Raw genomic sequence first — 13,251 nt, forward strand, 5'->3', positions numbered from 1 at the left:
GATCATGAATCCAAAGGAAAACTACCTGCATGAGTTCTTCAGGATCTTCTTCGCCAACAAGCAACTGGTGAAACGGGTCTTCCTGATCTTTGCAGTCATCGCGTTGGTACTGCCGCTGGTGCTCAAACAGAGCTTCGATATCACCGCTCAGGTGATCGTGCAGTCGAAAAAACTCTCCCAGGGTGACGCCACCACGTCACTGACGGTCGATAACGCCACCTTCATTCCGCCGTCGCTGGCGGACATGGAAACCGAAAGCAACATCCTGCGGTCCCCGGCGCTGATCCGCCAGACCATCAGCGAGCTGCGCGACAAGGGCGAGTACAACCCGCCGGTGGGCATCTTCGCCAAACTGGTGAGCGACCCGTTCCGCCGCTATGTCTCTTCGCCGCTGCGTGAGTACGTGATCAATCCGCTGCGCAACATGCTCGGGCTGCAAACCGATCCGGTGCGTGACACCGTGCTCGACGGCCTGACGCAAGATGCGATCAACAGCCTGAAAATCGAGACCCTGCCCGGCTCCAACGTGATCTCGATCGTCTACAGCTTCCCCGATCCGCATCAGGGCACGACGTTCGTCGCCACTCTGCTGCAGAACTATCTGGGCAGCCGTCAGGCGCTGCAATCGATCGACCTGCCGCAATCCTTCTACGAAACCAAGAAGCACCTGTATCAGGTGCGTCTCGACGGGCTGGAAGGTAATCGGCAGGCGCTGCTGGAAAGTGTTGCATCGTCCGATCCGAAGGAAGAAATCACCTTCCGCCTGAACGCGATCAACACCGAAGAGCAAGCCCTGAACCTGTACCAGGATCGTCTGCTACAGAGCCAGCGCTGGCTCGAATACCTGAAAACCGCGCTGACGGCCGCCAGCAGCAACAAGCTCAACGACTACACGTTCCCCTTCACCTTCACCACCACCGTCGATAACGTGGCGTTCGAGGATCGGGAAATCAAACAGTTGGGCGAGCAACTGACCACTCAGGTCAGCCGCTACATGAATGACCTCGCGGTGTTCCAGCCCGGCAGCGAGCCGATGCTGCTGACCCGCGAGCAGATCGCCCGCACCCGCCAGCAGTTCCTCAAAGTGGTGAGCAACCGCATTCAGGAGCGCACCAACGATCTGGCCGTGGTGCAACAGGTGATCGATCAGAAAACCGCGCGCATCGCCGAGTTCAAGAACCGCATCCACACCTTGCAGCAGACCCAGAGCAAGCTGCGGCAGATGGACACGGAAATCGACGCGCTGCACACGGCGTTCTCGACCTACGCGCAACGCTTTGCCGAAAGCAGCACCGCCGGTTCGCTCAACGACGACCTGTCGAACGCCAAGGTGCTCAGCCCGCCGTTCGAGCCGACCGAGCCGGCGTTCCCCAAACCGCTGCTGATCATTCCGTTCGGGCTGTTCACCGGTCTGCTGCTGGCGATTGCCCTGGTCTATGTGCGTGAGTTCTTCGATCACCGTTTCAAACACCCGGCGCAAATCACCCACGAACTGGGCCTGCCGGTGTTGCTGGTGATCAACGACGAGAACGTGCTGCCGAGCAATCCGCACAAGAACTGGACCGTGCCAAGCTTCGTGCACTGGGTGCGCAATTGAACACGCTGTCCACCCCGAACGCCGCGCTGCCGATCATTCATTTGCTCAGCAGCGGCGGCTTCTATGGGGCCGAGCGCATGTTGCTCGATCACTGCCTGGCGACACCGGGGCAGCACCAGGTGCTGTTCCTCGATGCACCGCCGGCGTTGATCGCGCGCTTTCGCGAGGCCGGGGTGGACTGCCGTGGTTGCGCCGGGCTGGGTGAGCTGTTGCGCCACCTGCGGGCCCGGCGCAGCGAACGGCCGCTGATCAATACGCACAACTTCAAAGGGCTGCTGTTCGGCTGGGTCGGCGCGACGCTGTTGCGTTTGCCGCTGGTCATCACCCAACACGGCTTCACCCCGCGCAGCCGCAAGCAGAAGTTTTACACCTGGCTGAGTCTGCAGTTGTGCCGCACCGCGTCGGTGGATCGGGTGGTGTGTGTGGCCGAGAGCATCGCCGTGCTGCATCGTCAGGCCAGCGTGCAGGCGGACAAACTGCAGGTGATCCCCAATGGATTGCCCGCCGCCGACGCGCTGGTCAGCACCGTTGACCGCCAGCGCTGGCTGGCCGGTTACGTCGGGCGCCTGAGCAGCGAGAAAGGCCCGGATCTGTTTCTCGATGCGCTGATTCCGCTGTGTCACCAGCATCCGCAACTGGACGCGGTGATGCTCGGCGACGGCCCGGAACGTGAGGCGTTGCAGGCGCGGATCGACGCCGCAGGTTTGCAGCAACGGATTCGTCTGCCCGGCTACCAGACCGCCATGCAACCGTGGTGGCAGCGCCTGGATGCGCTGGTGATCAGCTCGCGCACCGAAGGCACGCCGATGATTCTGCTCGAAGCGATGCAGAGCGGCGTGCCGGTGGTGGCGTTCGCCGTCGGCGGCATTCCCGATGTGCTCGAGCACCGGCATAACGGTCTGCTGGCGACACCTGCCGACAGCGCCGACCTCGCCCGTCAGCTCGACAACCTGCTGAGCGAGCCGAAACTGGCCCGGCATTTGTGCGACAACGCAAAGCGTACGCAACAGGATCGCTACGACCTCAAGGCCCTGGCCGAACGCTGGTCGCAGCTGTACATCCGCACGGCACGGGAGGCACGCGCATGATTTTCCCGCTCTCGATCGTCACGCTGCTCGGGATGGTGTGCATCGGTCTGCTCGCCAGCCCTTATCCGTTTCTCGCACCCGGCGCGGTCATTGGCCTGGTGGGTTTCACAGTGTTGTATCGCAAGCCGGCCTGGGGCCTGCTGGGCATTGCCGCGCTGGTGCCGTTCGAAGGTTTCTTCAAGGACAGCGCATTGTCCGGAAGCAAACTGATCGGCGCTTCGCTGGCGGTGATCCTGATGCTGCAACTGGCCATGCACCAGATTCCTTCCGAGCGCCTGCGCAGCAATATCTGGCGGTTTCTGCTGTGGTTTCTGGCGCTGTATTTCCTCAGCCTGTTCAACACCGATGACCTGGGCATGTCGCTGGGGCATCTGCGCGAACTCAGCGTCGGGCTGATCCTGTTTGTCATCACCCTGCTGATCGGCCGTGAACTGAACCTCGACCTGTTCGCCCGACTGGTGACCCTGAGTGTCAGCGCCACCTGTGCCATGGCGATGTTTTCAGTCAAATTCCAGGATCAGGGCCGCGCTGCCGGTCTGCTGGAAGACCCCAACGCCTTCGCCTTGCTGATCGCCTTCGCCATTCCGCTGGCGCTGCTGCTGGTGATTCGCGGGCCGAATCTGTTGCATCGGTTGTTCTGGGGCGCTTGCTGCCTGTTGCTGCTCGGCGGCATGACCAAGACCGAATCGCGCTCCGGGCTGGTGGTGGTGGCGTTGAGTCTGTTGATCGGCTGCTGGCACTACCGCGCGCAACTGACCCGCATTCGCCCACGGCACTTGGGATTCGCCATGCTCGGCGCAGCCATCGTGATTCCGCTGGCGATCTACGCGATGCCCGCCGGTTACCTCGCGCGCATTCAGTCCCTGAGCGTGTTGAGCGCCGGCGCCAAGGGCCACGACGACGAATCCCTCGGCCGGCGCGCCTCGTACATCGTGGTCGGCGGGCAGATGATCCGCGAGAACCCGCTGCTCGGCTCCGGTCCCGGCACCTTCCCGCTGCACTACGCGACCACCGGTTACGCCAAAGCGTTTTCCGCCAACCGCAAGATCGGCGACCTGTATCGTCGTGCCCACAACACCTACCTGGAAATTTTCAGTGAACTGGGGATTCCCGCCGGCCTGCTGTTTGTCGGCATGCTCGGCCTGGGCCTGTACAACCTGATCCGTGCCCGCGCCGCGTGGATGCTGCGGCGCGATTGGCAGCAGGCGGACCTGATGACCCACCTCGGGGTGAGCTTTCTGTCGCTGACCCTGTTCCTGATGTTCCTCAGCGCACCGAACCAGAAATACCTGTGGATCATGCTCGCGCTGACCAGCGTGCTGCGCCTCAAGGCCGAGCAAGCGCCACTGACCGAGGCCAGAACATGAGCCGCATCAGCATCATCATCCCGATGTACAACGAGGCCCGGCACATCGGCCGCACGCTGCTGGCAGCGCAAAAAGCCGCGCATGCGGCCGATGTCGAGTGCGAGTTGATTGTGGTCGACAACGGTTCGAGCGACGACGGCCCGCACATCGCCCGCCAGTTCGGTGCACAGGTGCTGGTGCTGCCGGGCCTGCTGATCGGCGCGCTGCGCAATCGCGGTGCGCTGCTGGCAAGCGGCGAGTGGATCGCGTTCATTGATGCCGACGTCGAAATGCCCGAAGACTGGCTCAAGCCCTTGTTCGAACTGCAAGCCGAGGGTCAGGCCGATGTGTTCGGTCTCGACCTGCACACCCCCGCCACTGCGCCGTGGTACGCCGCCGCCTGGCAACGGCGCACGCTGCGCCCGTCGAGTCAGGCCTCGCACCCGGTGGACTGGCTGCCCAGTTCCAACCTGCTGATGCGCCGGTGCTGGTTCGACAAGGTCGGCGGCTTCAACGAACACCTGCGTACCGGCGAAGACAAGGAATTTACCCTGCGCCTGCACGAACAGGGCGCGCGGCTGCTGTCGGTGAACAGCAGCGTGGCCCTGCATTGGGGCTACGAGATGAACTGGCGCGAGTGGATGGGCAAGGAAATGTGGCGTCAGGGCAGTCATCTGCAACTGCTGCGCACTCACGGTTTCAGCCTGCGCCTGCTGCGCTTTCCGCTGCTCTCGCTTGGCGCGTGGCTGCTCGACTTGCTGGCGATTTCCGCACTGCTCAACGGTTTTCCGCACCACGCGGCCGTCATGGTGATGCTGACCACGATACCGGCGCTGGTGCTGAGCATTCGCCAGAGTTCACGCCATCATGATGTGGGCCTGACCCTGCAACTGTGGGGCCTGCACTGGGTGCGGCTGCACCTGGCCGGGGCGGCGTTGATTCTCAGTCTGTGTCATTGGAACGCCAGGAGGCCTGCCCGTGGCTGAATTCATTTTCTGGATGTGCCTGCTGCTGCCGGTATACGCCTACCTTGGCTACCCGCTGCTGCTGACTGTACTGGCGCCGCTGTTCCCGGCCTGGCGCCACAGCCCGGCGCCGCCGCTGAACATCAGCATCGTGATTGCCGCGCACAATGAGGCGCGGCACATCGAGCACAAGTTGCGCACGCTGCTGGCGCAGGACTATCAGCCGGCCACGCTGCAGATCATTCTCGCCAGCGATGGCTCGACCGACGACACCGTGGCTTGCGCGCACAAAGTGGTTGATTCGCGCATCACTGTGCTCGACCTGCCGCGCCAGGGCAAAGCCGCGACGCTGAATGCCGGCGTAGCCCTGGCGACTGGCGATATTCTAGTGTTCACCGACGCCGACAACCAATGGTCGCGGGAAACCCTTGGCTACCTGCTTGCGCCACTCAGCGACCCCAACGTCGGGGCCTGCGCCGGGCACATGGTGATTCCGGTGACCGGCGGCGGCCTCAGCGTCGGCGACAGTCTGTACCGGCATTACGAGGGCTGGCTGCGTCGGGTGGAGAACCGCACCGGCTGCATGGTCTCGGCCGACGGCGCCCTGCTCGCCCTGCGCCGCGAGCTGTTCCAGAGCGTGCCGGCGGAGGTCAACGACGACTTCTTTCTCAGCACCTGTGCACCGGTGGCCTTCAAGCGCATTGTGTACGTGCCCGAGGCGCAAGTGATCGACCACGGTGTCGACGAAGCGGACAAACAGTTCCGCCGCCGTCAACGCGTCACCGTCGGTGGCCTGCAAAGCCTCGCCCAGCGCAGTGAGCTGCTCAACCCGCTCAAACATGGCCTGTATTCGCTGGCGCTGATCAGCCACAAACTGATCCGGCGCCTGGCACCGATCCTCCTGCTGCCGTTGCTGCTGAGCAACTTCTGGCTGTGGGACGACCACGGTTTCTATCGACTGGCCCTGATCGCCCAACTGTTCGGCTACGCCATTGCGCTGGCCGGACTGCTGGACTCGCAACATCGCTTGCCCAAACCGTTTCGTCTGGCCGCGTTCCTGCTGGTCACCCTCGCCGGGATGAGTCTCGGCCTGTGGCAGTTCCTGCGCGGCCACCGATATGCCCAGTGGAACCCTGAACAAAACCGTTGAGAGGACCGAAGCCATGGCGATCAAACAATTAATAAAACGCACCAGTGGCTGGCTTTACCTCAACTCGCCCGTGGGACGAAACCAGTTGCACGGCGCCGGGGTGATTCTGATGCTGCATCGGGTGCTGGCCAACGACCGCGCCGCCGACTTGCCGCACCGCAATGAGCTGTGTGTCGGGCCCAAGGCGTTCGAGCACCTGCTGGTGTGGCTGCGCCGGCACTTCGATTGCGTGCCGCTGATGGACATCCTCACGCCCACCGCATTGCGCAGCGAACGCCCACGGGTGGCGCTGACCTTCGACGATGGCTGGCGCGACAACGCGGTCAATGCGTTCCCGTTGCTGCAAAAACATCAGGTGCCAGCGAGCATTTTTCTCTCCACCGATTTCATCGGCAGCCGTCAGCGCTTCTGGTGTGGGAAAGCCTTGGCGAAACCCTGTGGGGCAGCCACGGCGAAAAGGCCCGCATGCACTTGATCGAATGCCTGCACATGATCTCCACCACCCGGTGCCGGTGCTGGTCGACGACATCGACGTTGATCGGCGCAGCCTGTCGCTGCTGCATTACCTGCAAAGCCTGAAAACCCTTGAACCGGCGATGCTCGAACGCCTCACCGACGAATGCCCGCCCGAAGCGCAGCCGCAAGCGCTGGACTGGCATCAGGTACGCGCGCTGGAGGCTTCGGGGCTGGTGCGTTTCGGCCCGCACGGCGCCAGCCACGCGATCCTCACTGAACTGGACGATGTGCGCCTGAGCGAAGAAATCAGCCGCAGCCGCGACGCCTTGAGCAACGGCTGCAACCGGCCGTTGCCGGTGTATTGCTACCCCAACGGCAACAACGACGAGCGAGTAAGAAAACAGATTGCCGCGCACGATTATCCGTTCGCCCTGGGCACCGGCACCGGGATCTATCGCGGTGAAGGCGATCCGCTGAACCTGCCGCGTTTCGGCGTCAGCCAGCGTACTGCGCGCAACCCGGAGTTGCTGTCGTGGCGCATCTTTCGTGGAAACCGGCCATGAGCCGCAGCCATTACCTCAAGCATCTGGCGCTGAGCATGGGCACCAAACTGGCGATGATCGCCCTGCGCTTGCTGCGCAACGTGTTGCTGGCGCGGATCCTCGGGCCGAGTGAACGCGGGTTGTTCGCGCTGCTTAGCACCCTGCCCGATCTGATCAGCGCTGCCACCAGTGGCGGGTTGAATTCGGCCGTGGGTTATCAAGCCGCCAAACAACGGCCGATGGGGCTGCTGCTGAGTCAGGTGCTGGTGTTTGGTTGCTTGCTCGCCGGCCTGCTGACCTTGCTGGTGGTGGCGCTGGTACGTGAGTTCGGCAGTGAACTGGATGTCACCGTGCAGCTCGGTCTGCTGGCCTGGCTGTTGCTGCTGGCGGTGCCGCTGACCGTGCTGAAAAGTGGCCTGCTGACCCTGCACAACGCCTCCGGCGGCGTGGTCGCGTTCAACGCCTTGCGCCTGACCGAATCACTGGCGCCACTGCTGCTGTTCCTCGCGCTGTTCTGGATGTGGAAAAGCGCGGCGCTGGAAGCGGCGTTGATCAGTTGGCTGGCCCGGGATCAGCCTGGTGGTGCTGGCCGGTTGGGTCTGGCTGAAACGGGCGCAACCGCTGCAGTTGCAGTGGGATCGTACCAGCCAGAACGAACTGCTGCGCTACAGCGCCCGCAGCCATCCGGACCTGCTGTTCCAGCAAGTGATTCTGCGCTCGGACTACCTGTTCATCGGCGCCCTGCTCGGCAGCACCGCACTGGGTCATTACGCGATGGCCAGTGCCGCCGCCGAACTGCTGCTGATCGTGCCGGAAGCGGTGACCACGCCCGCTGATGAAACGCCTGCTACAACAGGACGAAGGCATGGACAAGGTCACCCCGCTGGCCCTGCGCCTGACCGCCACGGTGATGCTCGGCGCGTGCCTGAGCATGGCCGTGATCGGCAACTGGCTGATCGTCACCCTGTTCGGCATCGCTTACCAACCGGCGTATCCGGCGCTGCTCGCCTTGCTGCCGGGGCTGCTCGGCCTGTGCTACGCGAGCATCCTGCGTCTGGATCTGCTGGGGAAAAACCGCCCCGGTACGGTGTCGCTGCTGATGGGCCTCGGCGCCCTGCTCAATCTGGCGCTGAACCTGGTGTTGATTCCGGCCTACGGCATCGTTGGCGCAGCGGCGGCTTCATCGATTGCCTATCTGGCCGTCACCGTGGCGATGCTGGTGTTGTACTGCCGTTTGAGCGGCGTGGCGTTCTGGCAAACTTTGATCATCCTGCCCAGTGACATCGCGCCGATGTGGCAAATGCTGCAACGGAAGGCCGCATGAAAGGCCTGGTCCTGCTGCTCGGTCTCGGCCTGTCGCTGGACGCCTTTGCCGCGTCGATGCGCTGGGGCGAGATCCGCGACGGCAGCCTGTACCTGCAAACCGACCGTCCGGACACCGTGACCGTGCGCTGGACACCCGCGTGGCAGGCCGAGGCCAACGAAGAGCATCTGTACCTGCTCGACGGCCAGGGCAAATTGCAGGGCGAACGCGTGATCAAGGCCAGCGAAACCCGCGGCACCCAGAACTGGGCGTTGCTGCCGGGTGCCGCCAGTTATCGCCTGGAAATTCCCGGCTACAGCTTCCGCAATTACCGGGTCGAACACGACGAGCACACCGTGGCGCTGTTCGAACCGGCCAAGGTGCATTTCAGCGCGCAGACGCAGAACGGCGACGAGTTGTATTTCAAGGTCGCGCCGGGGGAACACGCGGTGCTCGCCGGCAAGTTCCATGGCGGGGTCAATGCGTTGCAGGCGCAGCGGGTGTGGGCGATGATCAGTCACTGACGCTGACACTGAAACCCTATCGCGCCTATTGGCAGTTCGATCAACTGGCGTTGCCGGTCAGCGAGCGCGAACAGGTCTGGCGCCTGCGCCTGCAAGGCAGCGGCAAAGCGGCGTTCTGGCTCGACGGCACGGCCAATCGGTTTGCGCAGACTCCGCAGCAACTCAAACCCGTGCGCGAAGAGACCGGCCAGATCCACCTGACCCTGCACGACAAAATCCTCGGGCGCACGCCGGATCTGGGCATCGCCCTGCCCTACGTGATGCCACCCGCCAGTAGTCACGCGGTGCTGGATGCGCTGAAAGCGACCGCCGCCAGTTACTACAGTTTTGTCGATGTCACGGCGAAGAATCCGCACTTCGAAGACGCGTTCCGCAAGGCTTATCAGGAGCGCTTCGGCATCCGTCAGGACATCACCTTGCTCGCCGGCAGCCAGCGTCAGGCCGATCTGCGCGCCGACGTGCAAAGCAATGGCGGCCTCGATGCGTGGCTCGCCGGCACCCGCGCCTTGGGCGGCACGGGCACGCACTACATCGGTTTTGCTGATGAGCCGAACCTCAACTATTCGAGCTTCGAGCAATACCGGGCGATTTTCACCAGCATGGCCAGACAGGTGCGCAGCGATCCGGCGAATGCCAAGGCTGGCGTGCGCATCGCCATGCCGGCCAGTTCACGGCTGGTCAACGGGCCGTTTGCCGACAACGCAGCAGACAAGCGCGGCATCGACTGGGCGCGGCGCTTGCTCGACGAATCCGCCAAGCAGATCGACGCACTGGCGTGGCACGAATGGATGATCCGCGACCTGCTCGCTACCCGGGTCTACCGCGACAGCGTGCACCGCGCCGCCGAACTGGTCGGCCTCGACGCCCACGGTCAGCCGCGCAAAGCCTTGCTGCTGGATCAGACCAATATGTCCAGCGGTTCCAGCCTCAGCCCGTACGATCAGGAGACGCACTACGCCTCGCTGTGGTGGGCGTCGGTGGTGATCAACGCTTCGCAAGACGGTTTGCTGAGCATGCTCAACTGGTTTCAGGCCGCCGATGAACCGCAGTATCCCAAGGGCATGATCCGGGTTTTGGGCGATGAGCGTTTTGAGCTGAAACCGGTGGGGCTGGCCCAGCAGTTCATCGCGCAGCATTGGCTGCACCAAGTGCTGTGGCTAGAGAACGATGGCTTTGAAGTCGATGTGCTGGCGATGGCCGGCGACGAGCAGCGGGGTCTGCTCGGTGTGAACAAGGGCACGCGTTTGCAGCGTGTTGACCTGAGTGGCGCCAAGTGCCCGCTGAACAACGGTGCGTTGCGTTACTTCGGCGCGGACAACCGCAGCCGCGACGCACCATTCGCCTGCCGCGACGGACGCGTCAGCTTCGACTTGCCAGGGGAAACCCTGTTCGCGTTGAGCTGGAGCGCGTCATGAACCCAATCCCGAATATTGCAAAACGCAAGGCGAACACAACCTGTAGCGAGGGGATTTATCCCCGATCGATTGCGCAGCAATCGCCGCTTTTCATCTTGAAAAACTGGGGCCGCTTCGCAGCCCATCGGGGATGAATCCCCTCGCCACAGGAATTCCCTCACCACAAGGGTTCGCCGTGCCAAAGAGTTCAGGAGTACAGAACATGGGTACCGTCAGCAAACTCAGCCAGCACATCAAACAAAAAGGCCTGCGCGCCACCCTCGCCAAGGCGTGGAAGCACTACGTGTTTTTCCATCAGGAACTGCTGTGGATGGAGCGCGACCTGGTCAGTCCGGTGCCACCGCACAGCCTCAAACCGTATCCGCCGCTGCGGGTGGTGAAGATCACCGCCGACAACGCCAGCGCCTTTGCCCGCTACTTCGGCGACCGCGTCGGGACCATGGCCGAGCTGGCCAACGAAGGCCACACCGGACACATGCACCTGGACGATCAAGGCGATGCCGTGGCGTTCATCTGGGGCAGCGCACGGGACTACTTCGACCGGCATTACTACGGCTGCCTGTTCCCGGTGAAACCCGGCGAGTTCTTCGAATTCGGTGGCGAGCTGACCCGTGCCTACTGGGGCAGCGAGCTCTCGGTGGACCTGCAACTGGAACTGTGGAAAGCCATGGCGGCCCAGGGCTGCGACAAGGTGGTGGACGTCTGCGAATTCCACAACGTCCCGGCGCTGAAACTGCACCTGCGCATGGGTTACACCGAGCAAGGCCGGATCATGAACGTCTACACCCTGTTCGGTCGCTGGCACTTCTACCGCGAAACCCGCTACAGCGGTTCGCGACTGGATGCGCTGCGCAAACCGTCCCGCCCACCTGTCACAGCCACGGCGGTCTGAGCCTATGACGGCGCGATTCGAATGGCGCACTTCACTGTGCGCCGCCGACTTCCCGGCAGCCGCCTATGAAGCGCTGCGCCTGCAGGTGACGGATCACACGCCGTTCAACCACCTGGGCTGGTTGTGCGCGGCGGAGCAGGCACTGGGCGCGGGTGAGCGCCTGCACATCCTGCTCGGTTGGGAAGCGGACGAATTGCGCCTGTGCCTGCCGCTGGTAGCGGGCCGTGAGCGCTTTGCCGGCGTGCCGTTTCGTGTACTGCACCACTTGGGATATCCGCTGGCGGACCGGCTGGCGCTGCTGTCATTGCTCAAGGGCGAAGACATGCGCGAAGCCTTGCACCTGATCCGCCGACAGCTGCCGCACGCCCTGCTGCAACTCAACGAATTGTCCGAGCCGGCGGGTGAGGAAAGCGCCCTGACCGAATGGATGGCCCACAGTTCTGCGGGCGAACGCCGCCTCAGTTGCCGGGTGCCGGTGCATCTGATCAGCGACGCGGATCACCAGGAGGTCTCCGGCGACCCGCGCTACAAGCTGCGGCGGGCGCGCAAACGGATTGCCGCGTGTGGCGCCCAGGTGCGACGCATCTGCCCCGACGCGCTGAGCATGGGTCCGCTGTTGCGGGCGATCAGCGAAGTCGAAGCGGTGAGCTGGAAAGGCGACGAAGGCGTGGGCATCTTTGCCAGCGAGCGCAGTCGGCAATGGATCGAACGCGCCTTCACCGCCCTCGCCGGCCAGGGCCTGGTACGGGTGGTGACGCTGGAACTCAACGGGCGTTGCATCAGCTATCGCCTCGGCTTGCTGGAGCAGGGCCGACTCTTCGATTACAACCTCGCGTTCCTGCCGCAATACGCCGATCTGGGCAGCGGCCGGGTGCTGCTGGAGGAATGGATTCGCTGGGGACTGGATGAGCACTGGCGCTGGATCGATGCCTCGCGGGTCAGTCTGGAAAACTCCAGCCACCAACTGCACGAACGCATGACCGGACAACTGGAACACTGGCGCTGGAGTTTCTATTCCTGGCGCCCCAGCGGGATGTTGCTGGGGCTGGGATTGCGGCTCTGGCAGCGCTTGAAACCGACGGTGCAGCAATGGCGCGCGCGACGTGCGGCCAGACCGGCACCGGCGCCCACACCTGTCGTCATCACCACGGAGGGCGATCATGCCTCGCCAAGTCATAGTCAACGCTGACGATTTCGGTTTGAGCCCGAACGAAAACGCGACGATCTTCACCGCGTTTCAGGCCGGGGTCATCAGCTCGGCCACGGCCATGGCCAACATGCCGGCCTTCGAAGCGGCCTGCGCAATGGCCCGGCATCCGTCGCTGCAAGGTCGGGTCGGCTTGCATTTCAACCTGACCTACGGGCGGCCGCTGAGTACCTCGATCCTGCGCAGTCGCACCTTCTGCGACGGCCACGGCGTGTTCGATCTGAGCCTGCCACGGCACAGCTTTTGGCTGAGTCGCGAAGATCGCGACGCGGTGCGTGAAGAGTTGCAGGCGCAGTGGCAGCGCTGCGTCGAACATGGCGTGCGACCTAGCCATATCGACTCGCATCAGCACGTGCACAACATCTGGCCGATCGGCGAAATCGTGGCGCGCTTTGCCGCCCGGCAAGGCGTGCCGATTCGCCTGGCGCGCAACCTGGGGCAGAACCTCAGTCTGCCGAAACGCATATTCAAAGGTTTGCTCAACTGGCGCTTGCAGAGTCTGGCCGGAGCCACGGCGGACTATGTGTGCACGCCGGTGGATCTGCGTAACGACCCCGCGCCGAGCGACGGCGTGCTGGAAGTCGTTGCCCACCCGAATCAGCTGGGCAGCGATTTCGGTGATGCCTACCTCAATCCCGGAGAATCCCTGAGCCACGTGCTGGAGCAGCGGCTGCCGGGTGTGCCACGGGTGTCCTATGCCGATCTGCACAAGGATTTTTTACGCGGTGCCGCGGCACTCGATTGATTCATCCCCACAACAGCAACA

The 13,251-nt window shown here is 63.4% G+C and carries 8 protein-coding genes and 3 pseudogenes; all 11 read left to right on the forward strand.

Features of this window, described 5'->3' with window-relative positions; genetic code table 11:
* The first annotated feature begins 4 nt into the window (after positions 1-4).
* Entirely contained in the window at positions 5-1,597 is a 1,593-nt protein-coding gene (locus tag E3Z29_RS20550) for a Wzz/FepE/Etk N-terminal domain-containing protein (RefSeq protein WP_098964574.1), read from the forward strand.
* Positions 1,594-2,685: a glycosyltransferase family 4 protein gene (locus E3Z29_RS20555; protein ID WP_134786783.1), complete on the forward strand. Its 1,092-nt coding sequence runs from the start codon at positions 1,594-1,596 to the stop codon at positions 2,683-2,685. The genes E3Z29_RS20550 and E3Z29_RS20555 overlap by 4 nt, the downstream gene beginning before the upstream one ends.
* Positions 2,682-4,052, forward strand: coding sequence for an O-antigen ligase (locus E3Z29_RS20560; protein ID WP_134786784.1), 1,371 nt, complete (start codon positions 2,682-2,684; stop codon positions 4,050-4,052). Before E3Z29_RS20555 ends, E3Z29_RS20560 begins: the two co-directional genes overlap by 4 nt.
* Positions 4,049-5,017 carry a glycosyltransferase gene (locus E3Z29_RS20565; RefSeq protein ID WP_134786785.1) on the forward strand — a complete coding sequence of 323 codons (969 nt, stop codon included), beginning with the start codon at positions 4,049-4,051 and terminating at the stop codon, positions 5,015-5,017. Before E3Z29_RS20560 ends, E3Z29_RS20565 begins: the two co-directional genes overlap by 4 nt.
* On the forward strand, positions 5,010-6,146 hold the full coding sequence (locus E3Z29_RS20570; RefSeq protein ID WP_134786786.1) for a glycosyltransferase family 2 protein: 1,137 nt from the start codon (positions 5,010-5,012) through the stop codon (positions 6,144-6,146). Before E3Z29_RS20565 ends, E3Z29_RS20570 begins: the two co-directional genes overlap by 8 nt.
* Before the next feature lie 13 nt (positions 6,147-6,159).
* Positions 6,160-7,165, forward strand: a pseudogene (locus E3Z29_RS20575) (polysaccharide deacetylase family protein).
* Positions 7,162-8,468: pseudogene (locus E3Z29_RS20580) on the forward strand (lipopolysaccharide biosynthesis protein). The pseudogenes E3Z29_RS20575 and E3Z29_RS20580 overlap by 4 nt, the downstream one beginning before the upstream one ends.
* Positions 8,465-10,386 (forward strand): annotated as a pseudogene (locus E3Z29_RS20585) (hypothetical protein). Before E3Z29_RS20580 ends, E3Z29_RS20585 begins: the two co-directional pseudogenes overlap by 4 nt.
* Positions 10,387-10,588: 202 nt before the next feature.
* Positions 10,589-11,278, forward strand: a complete 690-nt coding sequence (locus E3Z29_RS20590) for a GNAT family N-acetyltransferase (protein ID WP_134786787.1) — start codon at positions 10,589-10,591, stop codon at positions 11,276-11,278.
* A gap of 4 nt (positions 11,279-11,282) precedes the next feature.
* Positions 11,283-12,467, forward strand: coding sequence for a GNAT family N-acetyltransferase (locus E3Z29_RS20595; protein WP_134786788.1), 1,185 nt, complete (start codon positions 11,283-11,285; stop codon positions 12,465-12,467).
* Positions 12,439-13,230: a ChbG/HpnK family deacetylase gene (locus E3Z29_RS20600; protein ID WP_134786789.1), complete on the forward strand. Its 792-nt coding sequence runs from the start codon at positions 12,439-12,441 to the stop codon at positions 13,228-13,230. The genes E3Z29_RS20595 and E3Z29_RS20600 overlap by 29 nt, the downstream gene beginning before the upstream one ends.
* Positions 13,231-13,251 lie beyond the last annotated feature (21 nt).

This window comes from Pseudomonas sp. S150 (genome assembly GCF_004526365.1).
Classification (GTDB): Bacteria; Pseudomonadota; Gammaproteobacteria; order Pseudomonadales; family Pseudomonadaceae; genus Aquipseudomonas; species Aquipseudomonas putida_A.

Excerpts from the sequence above, each read along its gene's own strand:
- E3Z29_RS20565 (WP_134786785.1), top strand. The coding sequence starts at position 4,049 with ATGAGCCGCATCAGCATCATCATCCCGATGTACAACGAGGCCCGGCAC.
- E3Z29_RS20550 (WP_098964574.1), top strand. The coding sequence starts at position 5 with ATGAATCCAAAGGAAAACTACCTGCATGAGTTCTTCAGGATCTTCTTC.
- E3Z29_RS20600 (WP_134786789.1), top strand. The coding sequence starts at position 12,439 with ATGCCTCGCCAAGTCATAGTCAACGCTGACGATTTCGGTTTGAGCCCG.
- E3Z29_RS20560 (WP_134786784.1), top strand. The coding sequence starts at position 2,682 with ATGATTTTCCCGCTCTCGATCGTCACGCTGCTCGGGATGGTGTGCATC.
- E3Z29_RS20590 (WP_134786787.1), top strand. The coding sequence starts at position 10,589 with ATGGGTACCGTCAGCAAACTCAGCCAGCACATCAAACAAAAAGGCCTG.
- E3Z29_RS20595 (WP_134786788.1), top strand. The coding sequence starts at position 11,283 with ATGACGGCGCGATTCGAATGGCGCACTTCACTGTGCGCCGCCGACTTC.